Source organism: Mycoplasma sp. 1781 (genome assembly GCF_053851675.1).
Window position 1 is genome coordinate 1 of sequence record NZ_JBSQBC010000006.1, and the last position, 23,101, is coordinate 23,101.

General features: G+C 28.4%; 24 protein-coding genes. 18 read left to right on the top strand and 6 right to left on the bottom strand.

Features of this window, described 5'->3' with window-relative positions; genetic code table 4:
• From ACWXVP_RS01425 to ACWXVP_RS01480, 12 genes are all read left to right on the top strand, one after another.
• Positions 1-665: hypothetical protein (locus ACWXVP_RS01425; protein WP_456012738.1), on the top strand; the 665-nt coding region annotated here is incomplete at its 5' end.
• Positions 666-875: 210 nt separating this feature from the next.
• Positions 876-2,426, top strand: a complete 1,551-nt coding sequence (locus ACWXVP_RS01430) for a hypothetical protein (RefSeq protein WP_456012740.1) — start codon at positions 876-878, stop codon at positions 2,424-2,426.
• Positions 2,427-2,613: 187 nt separating this feature from the next.
• Positions 2,614-2,775 carry a hypothetical protein gene (locus ACWXVP_RS01435; RefSeq protein WP_456012742.1) on the top strand — a complete coding sequence of 54 codons (162 nt, stop codon included), beginning with the start codon at positions 2,614-2,616 and terminating at the stop codon, positions 2,773-2,775.
• Positions 2,776-2,923: 148 nt separating this feature from the next.
• Positions 2,924-3,139 (top strand): transposase, encoded by a 216-nt coding sequence (locus tag ACWXVP_RS01440; protein WP_456012785.1) that lies wholly within the window; start codon positions 2,924-2,926, stop codon positions 3,137-3,139.
• Complete coding sequence (locus tag ACWXVP_RS01445) at positions 3,111-3,233, top strand: hypothetical protein (RefSeq protein ID WP_456012743.1); 123 nt, start codon at positions 3,111-3,113, stop codon at positions 3,231-3,233. Before ACWXVP_RS01440 ends, ACWXVP_RS01445 begins: the two co-directional genes overlap by 29 nt.
• Positions 3,234-3,301: 68 nt before the next feature.
• On the top strand, positions 3,302-3,430 hold the full coding sequence (locus tag ACWXVP_RS01450) for a transposase (protein ID WP_456012786.1): 129 nt from the start codon (positions 3,302-3,304) through the stop codon (positions 3,428-3,430).
• A 100-nt stretch (positions 3,431-3,530) separates the two neighbouring features.
• Positions 3,531-3,821: a transposase gene (locus ACWXVP_RS01455; RefSeq protein ID WP_456012744.1), complete on the top strand. Its 291-nt coding sequence runs from the start codon at positions 3,531-3,533 to the stop codon at positions 3,819-3,821.
• A 221-nt stretch (positions 3,822-4,042) separates the two neighbouring features.
• A complete protein-coding gene (locus ACWXVP_RS01460) occupies positions 4,043-5,197 on the top strand; it encodes a hypothetical protein (RefSeq protein ID WP_456012746.1) in 1,155 nt (384 codons plus the stop codon).
• Positions 5,198-5,440: 243 nt separating this feature from the next.
• Positions 5,441-6,304 (top strand): hypothetical protein, encoded by an 864-nt coding sequence (locus ACWXVP_RS01465; RefSeq protein WP_456012748.1) that lies wholly within the window; start codon positions 5,441-5,443, stop codon positions 6,302-6,304.
• Positions 6,276-6,590 (top strand): hypothetical protein, encoded by a 315-nt coding sequence (locus ACWXVP_RS01470; protein WP_456012750.1) that lies wholly within the window; start codon positions 6,276-6,278, stop codon positions 6,588-6,590. Before ACWXVP_RS01465 ends, ACWXVP_RS01470 begins: the two co-directional genes overlap by 29 nt.
• A 64-nt stretch (positions 6,591-6,654) precedes the next feature.
• Positions 6,655-7,905 carry an IdeS/Mac family cysteine endopeptidase gene (locus ACWXVP_RS01475; protein WP_456012751.1) on the top strand — a complete coding sequence of 417 codons (1,251 nt, stop codon included), beginning with the start codon at positions 6,655-6,657 and terminating at the stop codon, positions 7,903-7,905.
• Between the two features lie 191 nt (positions 7,906-8,096).
• Complete coding sequence (locus tag ACWXVP_RS01480) at positions 8,097-9,569, top strand: IdeS/Mac family cysteine endopeptidase (protein WP_456012753.1); 1,473 nt, start codon at positions 8,097-8,099, stop codon at positions 9,567-9,569.
• 144 nt (positions 9,570-9,713) lie between these two features.
• On the opposite strand, the gene ACWXVP_RS01485 is transcribed toward ACWXVP_RS01480, so the two are convergent.
• The 5 genes from ACWXVP_RS01485 to ACWXVP_RS01505 form a co-directional block, all read right to left on the bottom strand.
• Positions 9,714-11,090, bottom strand: coding sequence for a M17 family metallopeptidase (locus tag ACWXVP_RS01485; RefSeq protein WP_444704956.1), 1,377 nt, complete (start codon positions 11,088-11,090; stop codon positions 9,714-9,716).
• Between the two features lie 17 nt (positions 11,091-11,107).
• Positions 11,108-12,487 carry a M17 family metallopeptidase gene (locus ACWXVP_RS01490; RefSeq protein ID WP_456012755.1) on the bottom strand — a complete coding sequence of 460 codons (1,380 nt, stop codon included), beginning with the start codon at positions 12,485-12,487 and terminating at the stop codon, positions 11,108-11,110.
• A 77-nt stretch (positions 12,488-12,564) separates the two neighbouring features.
• Positions 12,565-13,233 carry a uracil-DNA glycosylase gene (locus ACWXVP_RS01495; RefSeq protein WP_456012756.1) on the bottom strand — a complete coding sequence of 223 codons (669 nt, stop codon included), beginning with the start codon at positions 13,231-13,233 and terminating at the stop codon, positions 12,565-12,567.
• Positions 13,199-14,053, bottom strand: coding sequence for a formyltransferase family protein (locus tag ACWXVP_RS01500; protein ID WP_438340560.1), 855 nt, complete (start codon positions 14,051-14,053; stop codon positions 13,199-13,201). The genes ACWXVP_RS01495 and ACWXVP_RS01500 overlap by 35 nt, the downstream gene beginning before the upstream one ends.
• 53 nt (positions 14,054-14,106) lie before the next feature.
• Positions 14,107-16,167, bottom strand: coding sequence for an MYPU_1760 family metalloprotease (locus ACWXVP_RS01505; RefSeq protein WP_456012758.1), 2,061 nt, complete (start codon positions 16,165-16,167; stop codon positions 14,107-14,109).
• A gap of 96 nt (positions 16,168-16,263) precedes the next feature.
• Between ACWXVP_RS01505 and rsmD the strand changes: the two genes are divergently transcribed.
• The 6 genes from rsmD (at position 16,264) to ACWXVP_RS01535 (ending at position 20,829) form a co-directional block, all read left to right on the top strand.
• Entirely contained in the window at positions 16,264-16,812 is a 549-nt protein-coding gene (gene rsmD / locus ACWXVP_RS01510) for a 16S rRNA (guanine(966)-N(2))-methyltransferase RsmD (protein ID WP_438340562.1), read from the top strand.
• A gap of 87 nt (positions 16,813-16,899) precedes the next feature.
• On the top strand, positions 16,900-17,523 hold the full coding sequence (gmk, locus tag ACWXVP_RS01515) for a guanylate kinase (RefSeq protein WP_438340563.1): 624 nt from the start codon (positions 16,900-16,902) through the stop codon (positions 17,521-17,523).
• Between the two features lie 13 nt (positions 17,524-17,536).
• A complete protein-coding gene (locus ACWXVP_RS01520) occupies positions 17,537-18,289 on the top strand; it encodes a PP2C family protein-serine/threonine phosphatase (protein WP_456001683.1) in 753 nt (250 codons plus the stop codon).
• A 2-nt stretch (positions 18,290-18,291) separates the two neighbouring features.
• Entirely contained in the window at positions 18,292-19,296 is a 1,005-nt protein-coding gene (locus ACWXVP_RS01525; protein ID WP_456012759.1) for a serine/threonine-protein kinase, read from the top strand.
• A 15-nt stretch (positions 19,297-19,311) separates the two neighbouring features.
• Entirely contained in the window at positions 19,312-20,160 is an 849-nt protein-coding gene (rsgA, locus tag ACWXVP_RS01530) for a ribosome small subunit-dependent GTPase A (RefSeq protein ID WP_438340566.1), read from the top strand.
• A 12-nt stretch (positions 20,161-20,172) separates the two neighbouring features.
• Positions 20,173-20,829, top strand: coding sequence for a ribulose-phosphate 3-epimerase (locus ACWXVP_RS01535; RefSeq protein WP_444704963.1), 657 nt, complete (start codon positions 20,173-20,175; stop codon positions 20,827-20,829).
• Between the two features lie 322 nt (positions 20,830-21,151).
• Here the strand turns inward: ACWXVP_RS01535 and ACWXVP_RS01540 are convergent, their stop codons facing one another.
• Entirely contained in the window at positions 21,152-23,098 is a 1,947-nt protein-coding gene (locus ACWXVP_RS01540; RefSeq protein ID WP_456012761.1) for a S41 family peptidase, read from the bottom strand.
• Positions 23,099-23,101: the final 3 nt, after the last annotated feature.

The window sequence follows — 23,101 nt, forward strand, 5'->3', positions numbered from 1 at the left end:
AAGCACAAGAAATACAAAATGAAATTAAGGTTAACGAAGATGAAATCGATAAAAAAACCGTTGAACTTGAAACTATTTCTAAATCAGAATTGAATGATTTAAAAGCAGCTATTGAAGATGCAGAAGAACAAATTGATAATTTAACTCAAAGTAAGGTTGACGATGTTGATAATGCTAAGGATTACGAAGAACTAAAAAAAGAATATGAAGATTTAAAAACAAAGAGTCAACAGAGAAAGCAAAAAGTTGAAGAATTATTAAACTACAAGGCAGATAAACCTGAGTTTGCCAATCAAATAGCAGAATTAGAGCAAGAAAGAACTGATGCGGACACTCAAATTAAGCAACTTATGGAATATTTAAATGATAATGATTTCAATAGTAAAAATATTAATGATTTAATTAAATTTTTTGAAAAAAATAAACAAGAAATTGATAAAAGAATTAATATATATAAACGCCTTTCAATAGCTAATGCCATAGCAGAAGATATCAAGAAGGAAATAGGGGAATTAGAAAAATCTACTGTTAAAGATCCTGAAGATGAAGAATTAAAAACACAATTAAATAATAAAATGAAAACTTTGAATAAATTAAGTGAAGAAATTGAAGATTTAATTGCAAAGGTATTTCAAAAGGAAATAGAACTTGAACTAAATTTGTAGGTAGCACAAAAAAATTTAATAAGATGATTTTGTAGTCATCTTATTTTTTATATTAATGGCTTAAACCAGTAGACTTAATTGATAAAACTAAGAATAACTTTTATTTATAAAAACAGAATTTTTTGATATTTTGTTGATAAATTTCACAAAAAAAAAAAAAAAAACTATGGTGTAATTTAGTAAATTGATAAACATTTTAAGGGGAAATTTATGAAAAAATCTAACAAAATTTTATTAACATTAGCAAGCATTTCAATACCTTTTATAACAGCCGCAACTGTTATTTCATGCAGTTCAAATAATGATGAAAAACCTAGTAATCCTAAAATAGATGATCAAAAGAAACCACAAGATCCTAAAAAGAAAGAAGAAGGCAAAGAACAAGAAAAGAAACCAGAAGATCCTAAAAAGAAAGAAGAAGGCAAAGAACAAGATCATGATAAAAAACCTCATAAACCGTCTATAAAGTTAGACGAGAATGCTTTCAAAAACATTGCTCCAGATATTATTTTTGATTATAATGAGCCTTCAAATGAACAAATCCAAAAGATAGTTAATAATTATTATAATCAATATCTATACCAAAAATACGACCCCTCAAAAGAGGGAGAAGGAATTAGATTTTCTTTTTCATTAGAAGAAGAAAATAAAAATCCATTAAATACTGATAAGATTATTTTTAATAAAGACATCATTATCGATGGCAAAAAACAAAAGCAAAAACAACAAGAATATTTAAAACAATTATCCGAAATCATTGTTTCTGACTTAAAAAATAACACACAAGAGTCTTTAAATGGTAATAATAACAGTATAACATTATCTTTATTTGAAAAAGAACAACAAAAAGAAATTTTAAATACCTTTGAAGAACATATTAAAAATAAATGAAATGATATAACAAAATCTTTTGTTTATGATGAAACATTATTCACTTCTAACAATCTTAGTGTTGAAAGTTTTAAAAACAGCATAAGTGAATATTACAAAGCAGCTGATCCTACAAAGAGAACTATTAAACAACTATTGCAAGACAAAGCAGATGTTGATAGATATTTCAATATGCTAAAACCTTTGTTGGGCGGGTATGTAGATTTAAAAGAATTTGGAGATAAATTTGTATTATTCGGTTCAAATTCAAGAATTATTACTAAGGAAGATATTAAAAAGAAAAATAACGCTATCAAAACTGGAGATTTTGAAAAATTAAAAACATATCGTAAAGAATCAATTAAAAAATTAGAAGAAAAAATCATATATAAAAATTGATTAGAAAATTTAAATGATGGTTTCTATGTCCTTCAAACAAATAAGGATATTCATCGTATGCAAAATTACAATATCGCTTTAACTCAATTGTTTTATGCACTTGATGAATTAAAAATAGGACAAGCACAAAACCTTTTGATGCATAATACTTCAAAACTTGATTCTTCTAAATATACAAAATCGCAAGTTATAGACGCAATAAATTCTCAAGGTAGAAAAAATAAGGAATTATTTAAAAAACTTAATGAGGCATTTTATGCTACATATAAAACTGATAAAGTAAATGTACTAACTCGATTATTTGAAAGAAATAATAAAAAAGAAAGATTTTACAAAACAGAACTATATTTTGTTGAATATTTAGTCGTTGTAGAAGGTGGAAATATTAAAACATTAAGAAGATTTTATTTTGATAATAAAGAAAAAGACGGGTTTGAAATAACAATTGACAATAGGGCTGGGCAAACTCTTTACCTTGTTTGAAAAAACTAAAGAAAAAAAATTGATTCTTTTTTGACGGTTTTTATTCCTTCGTTGCAAATATGGAGCAATAGCTAAAAATATTCAAAGAATATAAAAACCCTAAATTAGAAATTAGGTACCATAGATAATTTTGTTTAAAAATCTCCCAATGGCAAATATTTAAATTTAAAATATTTACACAGGAGATTTTTTTAATATGCCAAAAAAAGATATTAAAATGCTAAGCGCAAGAGAATTACATGATAAATATAAACCAACAACCAAAGAAAATGTTTATGAAATTGTTAAGAAAAATATAAAAGATCTTATAGAAATTATGATGCAAGAAAAAATTAAAAAACTTTCTTGCATGAGATAAATATGAACACGAATGAACTATAAAAGACAACTATCGAAATGGTAGTTATTCCAAAATGTAAGATCTAATTTCGGAGAAATTGAACTAAATTCCAAGAGATAGAAATTTAAGATTTGTACCAAAAGTAGTTTCTAAATTTCAATACGATATTTCCGAAATTGAAAGCCAAATTATTAGCTTATATTCAAGAGGTGTATCAACTAGGGACATATCAGATACATTAAAAGATATGTATGCTATAGATGTTGATCCAAGTTTTGTAAGTAGAGTAACTAATAAGATAATTCCACACATAACAGAGTGAAGAAATAGACCTTTAGAAAAAAACTTATGCCATGGTTTTTATTGATGGAATAAGATTTAAAGTTAAAGAAGAAAATAAACTTGTTGAAAAGTCAGTTTACATAGTTATGAGATACTCTTTGGAAGAATATAATGATGTTTTGGATCCTGAATAGGAGAATTCGAAAGTGCAAAATATTGAATTCAAGTACTAAATGACCTTAAATTATGAGGGATTTGGGATATATATCTCATGACAAGCAATAATTTAGCAGCAATTAAAGTAGTCTTTCCTAAAAAACAAATTCAAAAGTGCATAGTTCATCAAATAAGAAATTCGACAAAACATGTTAACTATAAAGATTTAAAATAATTTGCCCAAGACATAAAAAATATTTATAAATCCAACAGTATAGATGAAGCATCTAGATTACTAGATATTTTTGAAGAAAAATGAGATTCTAAATATCAGTATGCGCTTAAAAGTTGACGAAAAAACATTGATGAATTTTAACTTTCCAACCGAAATTATAAGGCTAATTTATATAACAAACGTCATCGAAAATTTAAATAGAAATATTAGAAAAATATCAAGAAACAAAATTCCATTTCCTGCCGATGACTCTTTAATAAAAATAGTTTATTTTGCAATTCAAAATCAGTTGGAAAAATGAAATAAAGTTATTCCTAATTGTGGGCTTGTTTTGTATAATAAATTTTTGATTTGTGTAATTGCTATTCTCAAATTACTTATAAAAAAATAAGCCAGAAATTAATTTACACAAAATTTTCTACAGTTCCGATTTTAGAGTCATCTTATTTTTTATATTAATGACTTAAACCAACAGACTTAATTGATAAAACTAAGGATAACTTTTATTTATAAAAACAGAATTTTTGATATTTTGTTGATAAATTTCACAAAAAAAAAAAAAAAAACTATGGTGTAATTTAGTAAATTGATAAACATTTTAAGGGGAAATTTATGAAAAAATCTAACAAAATTTTATTAACATTAGCAAGCATTTCAATACCTTTTATAACAGCTGCAACTGTTATCTCTTGCAGTTCAAATAATGATAATAAACCTAGCAATCCTAAAATAGATGATCAAAAGAAACCGCAAGATCCTAAAAAGAAAGAAGAAGGCAAAGAACAAGAAAAGAAACCAGAAATTAAACATTTAGGAAAAACCCTTCCAGAAGGTAGAACAGAAGATGAGGACACTAAAGATACTCTTGTATCACCATCTCTCCCAGAAGTTACACCTGACCCTAAAGAAGATGAGTTGTTAAGCAACTTGACAGATGAAGAAATAGAAGAAATGTTTAAAATAGAATCATTACAAAAAAGTTTACAAGAGATTGAAAAACAAATCAAAGAAAAGGATTTGACTGAACTTTTTAATTCTCTTAAAGAAAAGGGTTTAATCAAAACACCTGATACTAAAAAAGATGATATAACACCAAAAATTAGTCCAGAAGCACAAGAAATACAAAATGAAATTAAGGTTAACGAAGATGAAATCGATAAAAAAATCGTCGAACTTGAAGCTATTTCTAAATCAGAATTGAATGATTTAGAAGCAACTATTGAAGATGCAGATGAACAAATTGAGAATCTAACTCAAAGTAAGGTTGACGATCCTGATAATGCTCAGGAATACGAAGAACTAAAAAAAGAATATAAAGATTTAAAAACAGAGAGTCAACAAAGAAAGCAAAAAGTTGAAGAATTATTAAACTACAAGGCAGATAAATCTGAGTTTCCTAATCAATTAGCAGAATTAGAGCAAGAAAGAACTGATGTGATTGCTCAAATTGAACAAATTAAAATGGATTTGCAAGAAGAAATAATTGATAAGAAAAATGCGGAAGAATTAATTAAAATTTTCGAAGAAAATAAGAGCGAAATAAATAAGAGAATAGATTTGTATAAGAAACTATCGGTGTCTAATTTGATAATTGAGGATATTGATAACCAAATAGCAGAATTGATGAAAAAATCCGATCCTTTAGCTAAAGAAAAACTAGAAAAATTGAATAAAAAGAAGGACCTTTTGTATAAATTAAGAAAGGAAATTAAAGAATTAATTGATAAAATTTCTCAAGAACAATTACAACTTGAAAAATACTTATAATGGTTACTGGATTTAATAAGATGATTTAATAATCATCTTATTTTATTATTTATATTTTTTTAATATTACTAAGATCTAATAAAAATAGAGTTTTACATTTCAGAAATAAATGAATAGAAAATTAAATTTTAATATTTTTAAATAAATAACAATTTTAATAAAGTAGATACACTTTGCAAAAAAAAAAAAAAAAACTATGGTATATATTATATTGAAAAGCACATTAATTAAGAAGGGGAAAATATGAAAAGATCTAGTAGAATTTTGTTGTCACTAGCTAGTTTGTCTGTTCCATTTTTCACAACAATAGTTGTAATGTCGTGCAGTAAAGGCATGACTAATAAGCTAGAAAAAATGACTGATAAAAAAGACAAGCAAATTAGCGATGCGAAAGGTTTAGAAAAAAATACCGATAGCCCAAAACCTGAAACTCCTGAGGGAACAATGCCGAATATCGGGGGTAATAATTCAAGTGAAAATAGTCCCGAAACAAGCCCTGAAATAAAAAAACCAGATATACATGAAGATGAATCTAAAACGGATGAAAATGATGGTGATGATCCTAGCGATAAGGATTTTGATCCTAATAATCCCGATGCCAGTGATAGCGAAGAATCAGATGATTCTGGATCTAATCAAGATAATTCACAAGGCAATGATAATGAAGGCAATAATGAATCCAATAATGCAAATAAGGATGATGTGAAAGACATGATTAAGCCTAATCCTGAAGCAGAAAAATTAGAAAAGGAAATTAATGAAAATGAAAAAATAATTGATCAAAAGAGCCAAGAACTAAAAAATGTTATTAATCAGGAATTAGATGAATTAAATAACGAAATTAGTGAAGCGAATGAACAAATTAAAAATCTTAATGAAGAAAAAGAATTCGATAAGGAAAATGAATCTGTTTTTCAAGAGTTGATAAAAGAATTTGAGGAAATAAAAAAGAATGATGAAAAAAGAAAATTAGAAGTTATTAAACTTTTAACTTATGATCCAAATTATTCTGAATCTCGTCAGGAAATAATGGAACTTGAAGATGAAAAAAAATATAGATACACAAATCATGCAACTTATGGAATTAAAGAAAGAGGAACAAAATAATTCCTTTGATATTGATAATTTAATTAAGACATTTGAAGAATATAAGAAACAAATAGATAAAAGAATAGCGCTTTTTAAGGATTTATCGCTTGCTAATTCTGTTATAATGAATATTGATGACCAATTAGAACAAATAATGACAAAAAACAGTCAAAATAGCGAAGATATGGAGCTAAGTTTAGAATTAAATAATAGAAAAACTAAACTTACTACTTTAAGAGAACAAATAAAAGATTTACTTGCCAATATTTTTCAACAAGAAGAACAATTATCTTTAATTCAGTAAATAGTACTAATGGTAAAAATATAGTTCATAAGAAAATCATCATTTTCAAGGAGATTTTTCCAAATTGAAGCATAAAAAATCAACATTATTTACTTTTGAGATTATATCAGTAATTTCTATACCAGCAATTGTTTTGTCATGTCAAAAAATAGATGACATAAAACCAAAACCTCAACCTGAACCAGAACCAGCACCAAAACCTACTCCTGTCCCACCTGATCTAAAGCCAACCCCGCCTTATAAACCGCGAAAAACATTGGGTAATGATAGGACACAGCAAATCAAAGGAACAGAACTGGGCAAATTTTTACACAACGAGGAGGTTGTGGAAACTCTGTTTTTAAAGGATGTAAGTCCTAATTTTGCAAAATTTATTCACTATGTTAATCAAAAAGATGGTGTTGATAGCTGATGGTATGCTCATAATGATAATGAAGAAGGATGATTTGATATCAATAAGGAATTTACTCGTGGCGATAACTTTTTATGTGGTGCTATTGTAGTGGTTAATGCTTTACATTATTGAATTAAACAAAATAGGCAATATTTAGATAAATATTTACTAGATCCTAGAAAGGGAGTAATTTCATTTAAAAACTCATTGCAGGATATTACAATTGATTTTCGCAACTTGAATACCTTTGTTAATCATATGGGAAATGATGGAATTCGAACTACAAGAGAAAATAGCGTACTTTTTGAATGAATTAAAAAAGATTATGGTGGTAATGTTGATAAAAAAACTGGGAAGGGCTTTGTTACACCATTTAAATTATTTGATGAATTAATAAATGGTTATCCGTACTTTCGCATCGGACCGAAATCACAACAGTTAAATAATCCAAATAATTGGAGTCTTAAAGCTAACTGAAAAGGATTTTTTAAAGATGTGTTTGAAAGTAATATTTTATCAAATAGATGGTCATTTAGAAATGCGCATAGTGCAAAGAATCTAAGCGAAAGATTAAGAAATGAAATAATATCAAATAAGGCACTTGCTATCTCTCATACCTATGGTTCAGTTGTTGTTAATCATATTGTTAATGTTTGGGGAGCTGATTTTGATAAAGACGGGATAGTTAAGGCTCTTTATGTAACTGACTCAGATGATCAGGAAGCCTTCTTTGAACAAGATGGAATCAAAAAACGTCTTGGTATTAAGAGATACAAGGTGAATTTTGATACTCAAAAAGGGAAAGTTTTTATCGGTGCTAAAAAAGAAAATATAGCTGAGGCATTAGATATTTACACTTTTAGTTTAGGAACCGCATATTGAGAGCAATACTTTAAGAATTTATCTAAAAATAAGCAATAAAAATTTGGGTTATTAATAAAAACCCGAATTTTTTTCTATGCTTCAAAATGCTTTTTGAGTAAATTTTTTTCAAAAGATGCAAAAAAAAAAAAAAAACTATGGTATAAATTATATTGAATAGGGCAACAAACATCAGCTAGTTTATTATGTTTTTTGCTTTGTTAAACTAATTTTAAATGAGGTATTCAATATTGAGCAAAAGGAAGTTGTTTTTATTAACTTTAGGCATTATTCCGACTTTATCTATGTCGTCTGTTGTTTTATCATGTCAAAATAGAAATGTTATGGAGCCATCCCCTAAACCAGATTCTGAATCACCACATAATAATACACATATGCATAATCCTAATGAAAATAATGTTGAGGAAAGAATCAATGATTCAAAACCTTTAACTCCTCCGCATAAAAAGAAAAAAGAAGAAAAAAATCCGCAAATTATCCCGGATCCAACTATTAAAAATAAAGGCAACAATACTAATGTTATTCCGCAAATTAAATTAGGTCCCTCTATAAAAAAGAATAAAGAAAATAATATAATTCCACAAATACCACTCGGACCATCGATTAATAATAAAGCAGATGAACCAAAGAAAATTCCGCAGTTAGAATTAATTCCTGCCCCAAAGTCAGAAGTCCCAAATTTACCAAAAATTCCTTCACCAAACGATAAAACACAACAACTATTGAATACTCCGTTAGGTGATTTTCTAAAAAGTGAAGGTGTAGTTGAAACTTTATTTTTAAAGGGTGTAAATCCTAATTTTAGTAAATTTTTCCATCATATTAACGCAAGCGACGATATCGACAGTTGATGATATGCTCATAATGATAATGAAGAAGGATGATTTGATATCAATAAAGATTTTGACCGTGGTGATAATTTACTTTGTGCTGCAGTAGTTGCAGCAAATGCTATTCACTATTGAAGCATACAAAACAAGGACTATATTAATAAGTATTTAAATGATCCACAAAAAGGAATAATAGGAAAAAATAAAGAAATAGATTTTCGCGAAATTAATAAGTTTCTTGAGGCTAATAATGATAATATAAAAACAAAAACAGAACATAGTCAATTATTTGAAATTTTTAAGAAACTTTATGTCGGGCGCACTGTTTGGCCAGATAAAATTTTTGATACTTATATAAATGGTTATGGTTATTCTAATAGGCAACAACGCAACCAAGAAATTAATTATGAAAAAGGTAAATCTGGATTTCTTGGGTTCTTTAAGGACGTTTTTGGTAAACACTTATTAACGGACCGTTGACATTTTGGTTATGGCGCCTACGCAAAGCCACTCTCAGATAGACTTAGACGAGAAATTGAAGCTAATAAGGCTATTGGTATATCTCATACATATGGTAGCGTTTCAATTAATCACATTATAAATGTTTGAGGAGCTGATTTTGATAAAGATGGGATAATAAAGGCTCTTTATGTAACTGATTCAGACGATCCGAGATTTGCATTTGAACAGGAAGGCGTTAGAAAACGTCTTGGTATTAAAAGATATAGAGTTGATTTTAACGCTGCCGATGGGAAAGTATATATTGGAGCAAGAAAAGAAAATATAACGCAAGCACTAGATATATATAGTTTTGGGTTAGGCCTTAACTATTGGGAAGATTATTTTAATAATCAATCTAAAAATAAGTCATAAAAAATTCAGATTAAAAGGATCTGAATTTTTTTATTATTTTGGTATCGTAGATAATTTTGTGTAATTACTATTCTCAAATCACTTACTAAAAAGTAAGCCAGAGATTAATTTACACAAAATTTTTTTATAATATCCTTATTTATGTTATTTTGATACTAGTTCTGATATCGTTTTAACCATTGCAAACATTGGTTTTTCATTAATATCACATGTCCCGGCTATATCAAAGTGTATATATTCTATATCATTGGTAAATTCTTTTAAAAACATCGCAGCTGAAGAAGAACCAGCATTTCCGGTAAAATCTGTATTTTTTAGATCCGCAACAATTGAACCTTTAATATATTCAGCATATTCATCATCAAGTGGCATTCTTCACACTAATTCATGTTGAATTTTTGCGGCATTTTTTGTATCTTCTCAACCCTTTTTAGTTGTTGATCATACCCCGGTGTATGTGTCACCTAAAGCCATAATCATTGCTCCAGTTAAGGTCGCAACATCAATTAATCTTGTAGCTTTTAGTTTTGTTGCACCATAGTATAAACCATCAGCCATAACTAAACGACCTTCGGCATCAGTATTATTTACCTCAACAGTCTTTCCACTCATTGAAGTTCAAACTGAATCAGGAAGAGAGGCGTCACCATTAACTCTATTATCGGTAATGCACATGATAGCTGCTACATTAGTTTTTGGTTTAGTTTGAGCAATTATTTTCATAACAGCAGCTACAACAGCAGATCCGCCCATATCATATTTCATTCCATTCATATGGCGACCGGTTTTAATATTGTAACCACCTGAGTCGAATGTAATACCTTTACCAACCAAAACGGTTTTTTCTTTTGATAATTCATTACCATTATATTCTATAATAACAACACGTGGCTCGTAAATTGAACCTCTATTAACTGATAGTAGCAGACCCATGTTTAGATTTTCAATTTGTTTTTTGTTTAAAACTGTTATCTTTAGATTTTGATATTGGCTTAGTTCCTCTTGTGCAATTATTGCTAGTTGTTCAGAGTTTAGTTCATTAGGGGGCGTAACGCCTAAATTTCTTGCCCAATTTAGTGCTTCAGATAGAATCACCGCCTTGTTAAAGTGGGCTATTAAATCGCTTGTAGGATTTTGCAAATATAGTGAAAGATTGTTATGATTTTCTTTTTTATAGATGGTTTTTTTATTATAAAGTTTGGCTGCTGAAAAATTTATTCCTTTTGTAAATGCATCAACAGTGTCATAGATACATATTTTGTTATCAACAGGAAATGTAGCGACATCGATTTGATAATTTCTTGCAGCATTTGTAGCTAATGATTTAGCAAAATCAAAAATATTATTATAATTGATTTTTTCTCTTTCTCCCATGTAAACATAAGCAACATTTTCGCTAAGAAATTCTGTAATTGTAAAATCCTTTTCGACAAGATTTTTTGGTAATTTATCACCCTTAAAGACTGCTTTCAACAATAGAAAATCATTACGTTTTTCATCAATTTTTTTAATTAGTTCCATAGTTTTAAATTACCTTTCTATTTTTGCTTTTCAGCTAGTTCAACTAATGTTGAAACTAGGATCCCCAAGCCCATATTTTTTGCATCAGCAGTTCCGGCAACATCACAGTGAATAAAATCAATTTTGTTTGCAAATTCATTTAAAAACATCGCAGCAGAATTGGAATCAGCCTTTGATGAATTATTGTAATTATTTAAATCAGCAATTAGTGATGACTTATTGGTTTTATGAAATTCTTCATGCATTGGAAGTCTTCAAACTTTTTCATGAGCTATCTCTGCTGCTTCCTCAAATTCTTCTCATCTTTTGTCACATGAAGAATAAATACCTGAGTATGTTTTTCCTAGTGCCCTTAACATTGCGCCAGTTAGAGTTGCTACATCAACAATCAAAGAAGCATTTAGCTTTGTGGCACCATAGTAAATTCCGTCAGCTAAAACTAAGCGTCCTTCAGCATCTGTATCAGTAATTTCGACAGTCTTTCCACTCATTGATTTAATAACAGATTCAGGTAGAGTTCCATGGGTATCAATAGCATTATCGGTTAGCATCATGATTGCAGCTACATTTGCCTTTATTTTTAGCTGTGCAATTGATTTTAGTGCGTAGGCTACGATGGCAGAACCTGACATATCAAATTTCATCCCATCCATATGGTAACCCTTGGTGTTATATCCACCTGTATCAAAGGTTATGCCTTTACCAACATAGACAAATTTTTCTTTGCTATTTGGATTTCCGTTGTATTCGGCAATAACAACTCTTGGCTCATATGAAGAACCAGCATTAACAGCTAACATTAGACCCATTCCTAGTTCTTCAATTTCAGCCTTATTTAATACCTTAATCGATAATCCTTCAACTCCTTCGAAATCCTTTTTAACTTCATCAGCGATTCACTCACTTGTCGCTATGTTAGGCGGTGTGATTTGCAGATTACGTGTTTTTGAAACATTTTTGGAAATTATCGTTAATTTTTCAATATATTCAGCATAACTATTTTCTTCAAGAAAAAGTGTTAGTTTAATTTCGCTTTTTTCTTCTTCATTCTTATTTTCACATTTTTGTTTAGCAGAATATAATTTTGCTCCGTGAAATTCCATTCTTGTTATAAACGCTCTTAAAACTTCCTTAACAGTCAAAAAAGGAAGATTTGCAAATGATAAAACATCAATCTGATAACTTCTACGTTTTGCATTGATAATATGATCAACCACTTTTATAAAACCGTAGTAATCCTTAATGTCTTTTGAAACATAAATATAAGCAATATTTTTATCAAAGTTTTCGCTAATAAACAAATGAGTTTTTGCTACGCAAGAACAAAATTCTTGTCCCTCATAAGCAACTTTTAATAACATATTTTCATTACGTTTTGTTTCGCAATTCGATATCATAAAGTCTCCTTATTAATAAAAAAATATTATTTACATAATAGTATTCTTAAATTATAATCATTTTTAGTTTAAATATATTATTTTGTACTTCAATCAATTTCATTCTTTCCTAGCGATATAAGTTTTTCATTTATTCTTTTAAATATATTACTATTAAAGAAACCCCGCCAACAAGATAGAGGCGAAGGATGTGCCGTTTTAAATATAAATTCTTCCTTAATATTTAGAGTTTTAATAAAGTTTTGAGCGTCGATTCCCATGGCTAGAAATAAAATCTCATCATAATATGAAAGAATTTCTCTTATAAGATTTAAGTTAAATATTTCTCAACCTTGATTTTTGTGAGCTTGTGTTTTGTTTTTGAGTGTTGTTAATATTGCATTTAATAATAAGACGCCTTGATTTTTTCAATTTGTAAGATCATTGCTATTAAATTTAATTTGAGGATAGGAATTTTTGATTTCCTTAAAAATATTTTTCAAGGACGCAGGCGTTATTTTATTTTTTGAAGAAAAACAAAGCCCGTCGGCATTATCATTTGTAGGATAAGGGTCCTGCCCTAAAATAATGAGTTTTATATTACTAAAATCAAAATTTGTAAAAGCGTTAAAAACATTATTTTTTGATGGTACTAGATCTTCATTTTTTAATATAATTTCAATCTTTTTTCAATATTCTTGTTCTTTTTGCTTAGCAAGAAAATTTTTAAAATTAAAATTCATGTTTAACTTTTTTCTTGCCTTCATATTGGTATTCAATTAGATATAAATAACCATCTGAAAACTTTATTTTTATCGGTGTTTGGATTTTGTTTTTTGTCGCGCGATAAATTTTTAACCTTTTATTATTAATAATTATGAAAGCGCCTGGCTGATCATTGAATGCCCTTATTTTATTTAGTGCTTCTTGACAGGTTAATGTTTCAAAAATTTCAGCTTCCTCATTTTGAATTTTAGGAGCAAATGTTACTAGATTTTCATCTTGAATTTTTCTTGTGAAATCATTATTGTAAATTTGTTGCAACCAATTACCAATTACTTTCGAAGTTTCTAAGCCTAGCCTATCAAATAGTTCAATAGCGCTGTCTTGTTCTGATATTTCAATTTCTAATGTTTTTAAGATATCACCTGCATCCATTTTATCAATCATTTCAATCAAAGAGATTCCGGCTTTATTATCATTGTTTAAAAGTGTATATTGTATTGGCGAAGCTCCACGGTATTTCTCTAATAAACTGCCATGAACATTTAAGGGTAGTTTATTTGGTAATTTTAAAATGCTGTTTGGAATAAATTGCCCGAATGATGCTGTGATAAAAAAGTCAAAGTCAATTGCTTTTAGTTCTTCATAGATATCTTTGATTTTTTCTGGTTGGTATAGTTTAATATTGAATTCATTAGCAAGTTGCGCAATCGGGGTTTGTAATACATTTTTGTTTCTATCAAATTTTTTATTTGGTTGGCTAATTAGACAAGAGACTTCAAAACGTTCATCTTTTATTAATGACTTAAATATTGTTTTTGAAAATTCGGCGGTTCCAGCTAAAACTAATCTAATTTTTTTCATAAAAAAATTATACTTGATATCCTAAATAAAAATAAAAGCTAACAAAAGTTAGCTTAATAGTTTTTAATTGTATAGTAATATTTTTTTGTTTCATTATTTTGGTTGATGCTAAAAAGTTCATATTGTAAATTGTTTATAAAATTTGATCTGTTATTTCGATATGTTGTGGTGCGGCGCTTATTATTTTTAAATCTAGCATAGAATTTTTTGCCGCTATTATTTCATACATTATCATTTAATAATGAAATAATTTCCTTATTATCCTTTTTATTCAGGTCATATGTGCCGTTGTTATCAAGGTCAACTCATAATTTAACATCAAACTTCTTATTTTTAAATTTCTTATTAAGAATATTCCTATCTATATTTTTAGCAAAATATGAAACATATTGATATTTGTCTTTAAATAACTTTGGATATACTCATGATTCATCATAGTAATCTTTTTGTTTGTTATCTTTGATATCAAAATAGTATATAGAATTTCAGACCTTTTTCGTTGTAAGGTTATAATTTTGCAATTTATAATCAATTTCCAGAGTATTATTGTTATCATTTAGGTCTACAAAAATTAGTTTAGATTTGATACGATTATTTTTCTTTTGTTCAATAATTTTTTGTGGTAATTCAAAATACCCGCCTAGATTAATATTCTTTGAATCGTTATTTTGAATATTATAATTTGCAAAACTTATAAGTTCTCCTCAGCCCATTAGGTCAACATAAGCTTTGAACAAACCTTTATGGTGCGAGTTACCAACATTTGCAAATGGACGCTCATATTCATTTGTTCTAATATTATAAATACTTGAACGGAAGTTTTTTAGTTGGTCTTTAAAAACTCAATTGGATGCAAATGTAGCTAATTCATTTGAATTTGAAAAATTGCTTTTTCTCAAGATAGCGATATTTTTTAGGATATCATCACCAGCAGCATTAAAAATTAATTCGCCAGTTCGATTGTTTTTTCGAAAATAAAAATAGTTTTCAAATTGGCTTCGATTAGAGTTATAAAACCAAGCATTTGGCCCTAGCGAAAGCTTAATTATTTCTCTTGGTACAAGCTCAGTAAATGAGAAAAGATATCTTATTGATTGCAAATTAGTTGGGTCAATAAAAGAAACATTTTGATATTTATTATTATTGAAATAAAACCTTCTAGAATCAAGGGGTTCATATTTTTTAGCCTCAAGAGGTGTTATTTTAACGTTTGCTATCCTAAAAAGTTCATTGGCACTATAAAACTTGTAAACTGGTAATTGGTCTTGGTCATGCAGAAAATCTTGACTATTTCTTAATAAAAGTTTATTATCTCTTGTGTTATCATAGTTTAAATTTTTACGAAATTCATTCAAAAATTTAGCATTATTTGTTTCTATATGATAATAGTTGTGATCACCCTCATATTCAATAAGATCACTATTCGCAAGTTCATCACCCCTTTTTATTGATTTATTATACATATTATCAATATGATGAGTGTATTCATGCATTAGAGTACCAAAAATAATTTCAATTCTTTTTTCTACTGGTTGATTCAAAAGTTTTAGATTGTTTTCAACTATTTTATTTACAAAGATGTACATTTCGCGATTTGCAGGAAAATAAGCCCCGTTAGTTCGATCTTCTTGCAATTCATCATTTGGCACATTTATATTGATTCTTTTAATTGCGTTTATTTCTGGACCATAAAGTGCCCTTTGTTTAAACATTTTATTTAGTAAAAGCATTCCTTCTTTTCCTAGATAATAGACAGGTTCTCCGTTTGGTTTTCTAGCAATTGGTTTTTCGACAAAACTTAAATTTCCCACTTTAAAATTTGGATTAAGTTCTCTTGATGAATTACTTGTTTTTCTATTAAAAATAAGGGCATCATCGCTTGTTCTTATTTCAAAAGGGATATTATCTTCGTTTAATGATGTTTTGCTTAAATCATTTTCTGAATTTCGCAACGGAACAATCCCCTCATCAATAGCGCCACCATCTAATTTCTCAAAAACTGCTTTATAACCAAAATAACCAGCCGTGGCAATAAAACCTGCTGATATAGCAAAAATTGATAAACCTAGTAGAAATTTTTTTCCACTAGGTTTTTTCTTTTTTTCTTCTAACATAAGCCTCCAGTTTTTGAATATTATATTTTTTTAAGGCATTTAATAAATCAATATTAAATATTTTACTCTTATTTTAAAGTTATTATAATTATTAGTATGTTAAGAATTATAGCCGGAAAATACCGTTCAAGATTATTAAAACAACCTTCCTCTAAAACAACAAGGCCAACAACTGATAGAGCAAAAGAGGGCATTTTTTCTTCAATTCAATTTAATATTGAAGGTCGAGAGTTTCTAGATTTGTTTTCTGGATCTGGTTCATTTTGTCTTGAAGCCTTATCTCGTGGAGCAAAAAATGCCACATGTGTCGAAAAAGACTACGAAGCATATAAAATAATTATTGAGAATAAAAATAGTCTTAAAGAAAGCAATTTGTTAATTATTAATACTGACGCATTATCTTTTTTGTCCAAAAATAAGGATAAAAAATATGACTTTGTTTATTTGGACCCACCCTTTAGGGAAAAAGAATTGCTTGTTAAATGCATTGATATATTAACTTTAAATAATATGATAAATTCTAATGGAAAGATTATTATTGAAACTGATTGGAATAATTTCACATATAAAAATAATCATTATGAGGTAGTAAAACAAAAGAAGTATGGAAAAATTTTTATTTACTTTATTGAAAACATAAAGTAAATATTTTTTATATAATTAATTATTAATATAATTAATATTCTAATAGTACTTTAAATATTCTAAAATAAAAAAGATGAAGGAGAAAGCATGGAGAAAAAATTAATTATTTTTACCGGACCTTCTGGTGTTGGGAAGGGCACAATTGAAAAATATTTGTTTGATAATAAGGACTTAAAATTAAAATTATCGGTTTCAATTACCACTCGCGAGCCAAGAGAAGGTGAAGTTGATGGTATTCATTATTATTTTGTTCCAATTGATACATTTGAAACATTTATTAAGGAAGATAAGGTTTTAGAATATTCAAAGCATTTTGATAATTATTATGGAACACTAAATTCAGAAGTGGCAAATATTTGTGCCTCAGGAAAAATCCCATTTTTAGAAATCGAAACTAATGGTGCCTTGCAAATTATTAATAAGTATCGTAAAGAAGGTAGAGAAGGTGAAATATGTTCAATATTCTTAATGCCTCCATCATTAACAGAATTGGAAAGAAGAATTGAAAATAGAAATACTGAAACATATGACCTTATTTTAAAAAGATTAGATAAAGCAAGAGAAGAAATAATTCTTTCTTCGATTTTTCAACATGTTGTTATTAATAATTCAATTGAAGAAACCGCTAATAAAGTTAAGGAAATTATCAAGCAAAATTTTTCTCACATTATTGATGTAAAACAAAAAGCAGAACCCGGTAGAAAGGCTTAAAAAAAGTAGAAAAATGAAATATGTTATTAAAACTGATAAAGGAAAATATCGTAACGAGAACCAGGATTGTGCATCAATCAGTTTTTTAAATAATTGAACATTAGCTATATTATGCGATGGGATGGGGGGTCATTTTGGTGGTGCCTTATGCTCACAAAAAACAGTGGAATTACTAGTTAGCTATTTTCAAGAAAGTTTTAACGATAATATTCAATTTAATGATAGAAAAAATATAAATAAATGATTTAATACCACACTAAGCTATATTAAAAAATCACTTAAAGATATAGTTAATAGTAAAAATATTGTAAATTATCAAGATATGGGTACAACTTTAACGGCTGCCCTAGTTTTTAATTTAAACAAACAAACTTATGTATTTAATATTGGCGATTCTCGTACATATGCATATAATGGCTTATTACATCAAATAACTATTGATCAAAACGTTTTACATGAACTTGCAGAAATCAAAAAAATAGATATGGATATTGTTAAATTATTACCTGATGCCAATAAGTTAGTTAGTTGTTTGGGACCTAATAAGAATATGAAATGTGATAGTTTTTTATTGAAGAGCAGTGAAGAAATTAAATATATTTTATTGACATCGGACGGAATACATGATTTTGTTGATAAACCAACAATTGAGCAAATCCTTTTAGATAAAAAACTTAACCTTGATAAAAAAGCTCAAAAATTAATTGATATTGCGAAGAAAAATCAATCAAGAGATAATTTAACAGCATTGATATTGGAGCTTTAATTATGTTGAAGAGATTGGATAGATACGAAAATGTAAATAAACACTTTGAGGACTTTGTCTTAATAGGAAAAGGGGGGTATGGTGAGGTTTATTCTGCTTGTTATAAGAAGACACAAAAGAGAATGGCAGTTAAAATACTCACTGTTCCAGATATAACAAAAAAACAAGTTAATCAAATCCGCTTTCAGAACGAGTGCAACGTTTTGAAAACAATTAAATCGCCGAATGTAATCAAGATGATTGGCTACTATGTAAGCGCAGACGAATCTTATTATGCAATGGAATTAATCAAAGGAACCAATCTCAAGGCATTAATTGCAAAACACAAAAAAATACCTGTTGATGAAGCAATAAGAATTGCGAGAGAGATATGCAGGGGATTGTATGATATCCATTCATCCAATGTTATCCACCGAGACTTAAAACCAAGCAATATAATTATTGAAAATGATACCAATAGAGTTAAATTAATTGATTTTGGGATATCAATTAACGAGGATAGTTTGCGAGTTACAGCTGATAATAAAACAGTTGGCTCAGTTCAATATTTAGCTCCTGAGATTCCCTTGAAAAGTCAACCAGCCTCAATTCAAAGCGATATCTATGCTTTTGGTATGATTTTGTATGAAATGCTTTCAGGACATCCTGTTTATCAAGGGATTGATGCCCAATCTATTTTACTGCTTCAAATAAACGGTACAATACCACCTTTAGAAGGTGTTGGGAAAACTATTCCGCAAGCTGTTGAAAATATTATAATAAAATGTACAGCTAAAAATCCTCAAAATCGCTATTTAAATTGCTTAGACATAATTAGTGATCTAGATCATTGTTTAACACCGCAAGCAAGCATGGAAAAGCGGCTTGATCTTGAAAATCATGAACAAAAGAAAAAAAAGAAATCACACAAGGTGCTAAACATTGTTTTGATAACACTGGGTTCCTCAATAATTCTTGGATTATTAATTTATTTAATTGTATATTTAGTTGAATATTATAAAAAGTAGAAGTGAAGGTGTTAAATGGAAAAAGGGAAAATTATTAAGTCGTTAGCAGGTTTTTATGATGTTAAGTCGTTTGGAGATAAACAAATTTATAGAGTGAGAGGTTCAGGAAAACTTAGATTGCTTGATATGAAACCTATCGTCGGCGATAATGTTGAATTTGAAAAAGAAGGATTGATTCATCATATTTTAGGACGAAGAAATTTCTTTATTAGGCCTAAAATTGCTAATGTTGACCAAGCGATTGTCGTTATGTCATTAGTTGAACCAGAATTTAGTTCTCAATTAGTTGATAAGTTCCTTATTATTATTGAAAGCAAGAATGTAGAACCAATAATTGTTTTAACCAAGAAAGATCTAACATCTGCTTCAAGGATAGATTTTTACAAGGAACAAGGTTATAAGGTATTTGAAATAAATTATGAAAATGAAGCTAGTTTTGAAGGCTTGCGAGAAATTTTTAAACATAAGACTAGTTTTTTTGTGGGCCAAACCGGTGTCGGAAAAACGACGCTGATAAATTATTTAGCTAGCACAAATTTTGAAACACAAGCCATTTCAAAGGCGCTAAACCGCGGTAAACATACAACAAGAGAAGTGAGTTTAATTAACTTTAATGGCGGCGAGATTATTGATACTCCTGGGTTTTCATCTATTGAGTTTGATTTAACAATTGATGAAATGCCTGTTGCTTTTAATTCTTTTAGAGAAGCATCCCCTTTTTGCAAATTTAGAAGTTGTAGACACTACCATGAAAGAATTGAGGATTGTGAAGTTAAAAGACGCGTTCAGTGTGGAACTATTAAAGAAGAAAGATATGAAAATTATAAAAGCTTTATGAAGCGTATGTTAGAACCAATATATTAAGGTGGAAAAAAAATGGATAATAGACAAATAAGCCCTTCGATATTAGATGTAAAAAGTGATCAACTAATTTCCTATGTTAATTCATTGATTAAATGAGGTGTTAGTAATGTTCATTACGATGTTATGGATGCCCAATTTGTACCCAATACGGCCTTAACATATGAAGAAATTAAAAAAATATTTGATCAGTGTCCAAAGCATAATATGGATATTCACTTAATGGTTAAAGATGTTTTTTCTTATTATCATAAATTTAAGGAATTTAGAGCTATTTTAACATTTCATTATGAAGCTTTTGAAAATGAAATAGAGCTCAAAAAACTTATTAAATTAGCAAAAAAGGAAGACATAAAACTCGGCTTAGCCTTTAATCCCGATACAGATGTAAGCAAAGTTATACCATTTCTCAAGGATTTAGATTTAATATTAGCCATGAGTGTCTATCCTGGCAAGGGTGGGCAGAGTTTTATTGAATCTACTTATGCAAAGGTAAGACAACTTAGAAAATATATTGATCAAAAAAATTTGAAAATAATAATTGAAATTGATGGTGGTATTAAGGACTTTAATATTAAAAAATGTTTTGAAAGTGGCGTTGACTTAGCGGTTGTTGGTTCTTATTTGGTTAAAAATTTTTCAAAGGAAACAATTAAATTGTTATTGAGTTAATTGCTATTTTTAAATCACTTACTAAAAAAAGCAAGCCAGAGATTAATTTACACAAAATTATCTACAGTTCCTGTTTATAATCAATTGCAAATAATTTTCGAAGAAGAGTAATAATAATTTAAAATAACCAAATAACATTCAGAAGATTAAACTCTCCGATTTAGTTATGTTATTTGGTTATTTTTGTCTAATAAATTTAGATTTGTGTGATTACTATTCCCAAATCTCTTACTCAAAAAGTAAGCAAGAAATAAATTTACACAAAATTTACTACATTACCATCAGTATCAATTGCTGATGTTTTTTAACAATGAAAGGATGATTATTGTTTATTTTCGTCTTGTTTTTGATTTTGAGCGCTTAACATTTTATCGATTTTATCGTAGTTATAGAAATCTTTGTAATCTAATTTGATGTCTGGTTGAACACCACTTTCAATTTCTTTGTTATCTTTGCCAAATGTAGCATTATTTGGACCACTTATTGTAATAGTTGTTCCATCGCTTAGAGCTAGAGGCATAATGGCCGACATACCGCCACCAGTTTTTTGACCAATAATTTTAGCAATACCCATTTCTTTAACAATACTTGTCAATTGGTTAGCAGCACTAAATGTATTTATACCAACTAGGATGTTTCAATTGTATTGTGTATATGCATCCCCTTCGTATTTATCATCACCATTAGTATCAACTAAGCCTTTACTTAAACTACCTACTCTATTTAAAATATCGAATTCACGATTTAGAATTGGTTTATCAGTCATAAAACCTAGTGTTTTAACCATTGATCCAACGCTACCACCACCATTAATAGCAATGTTTAGAACAATGTTTTTTATATTTTTCTTTTCTTTAACTTGTTTCATTAAACTGCGCATTAAGTAATATGTATCATATTTTCAAGCATCTTTTGATTTGTTTTGTTCTTTAGTTCCATCTTCAAAATGCAATAGGGTAACAAAAGCAGTATTACCAACAAATTTTACATAGTCTTCAGGTTGGAAGTCTGCAATTTTCTTTTGGAAATATGCTTCAAAGCCTTTAACCAATTCTGCTCTTTGTTTATTGAAATCAATTCTATATTGACCATAGTCTTTTGATTCAAGTTTTAGAGGGTCTAGATAATTAGTTGTTTCATAGTATGAGAATGAGTTCATTCTTGTATGTAATTCATTTAATTGCTTATGGAAAATACTGATGTATGCTTCATTTCATTTTTTAGGATCAGTCGATAGAAGTTTTTCTTTATCTTCTTCTTTGATATAGTCTGCAAAAGATTTAATTTGTTTATATTCTCTTAAGCCATAAAAGTAGTCCATTGTAAATGATAAATGGTTAAAGTTTGCTTCTCTTTCTTCCTTGGTTGGTTTGTTGCCATGGAGATTGTTATCTTTTCTAATTCTTTCTCTTGCTTCTTTTTCAGTTTTACCAAATGAGTCAAGTCCGGCAAAAACATTAGTGAATGTTTTTCCATTGTAGTAGATATTGTTGAATGTTCAGCTCATAAATAGAGTGTTAAATACTGAAAATGGCACTAGAACTTTACCATCTTTGTAAAGGATATCCATATGATATTTACCTAGATCGAAAGTAACGCCTTTATCACTTTCTGGAATTCTTTCATATTCATATTTAGTGAATTCTCCACCATCTGTTAATTCTTGTGGTCTTAATATTTCATAAAAGAAGTCCGTTGTAGTTACAAAAATTGTATTTTTATTCCAATCAATTACCAACTTGTTTGAAATAGTTCCATCAGGATTGCTTGTGTAATAAGTTTTTCTATTCTTTTGTTTATCAACATATGAACTAAATTGTTCTGGGCCAATTAAGCCAGTTAGAGCACTTAAAAATTGATCAATATCAACATAAGCTGTCTTTGATTTATCGTCTTTAATTTCATAAACATTAACATTTGATTCGCCAACTGCTGTATACTCAGGATTATAGTTTTTGAAACTGTGAGGGGTGGCACTAATGTTAACCTTGTCATCATTTTGAGGCTTGATATTGTTTTCTCTTTCGATATCATTTATTATTTCGTTTTTCTCATTTAGTTGATCTTTGATTTTATTTAATTCATCGTTAGTATTATTTTTTTCTTTTTGTAATTCTTGAATTTTTTGTTCTTTTTCTTGAATTTCTTTATTTAATTTATCGATTTGTCCAGATTGACAGCTTGCAGTTAGTATAGCAATTGGTGCTAGACCAATAGCTGATAATGGAAGTAAGCTTGCTAAAAGTTTAGCTTTTCCTGATTTTTTCATATT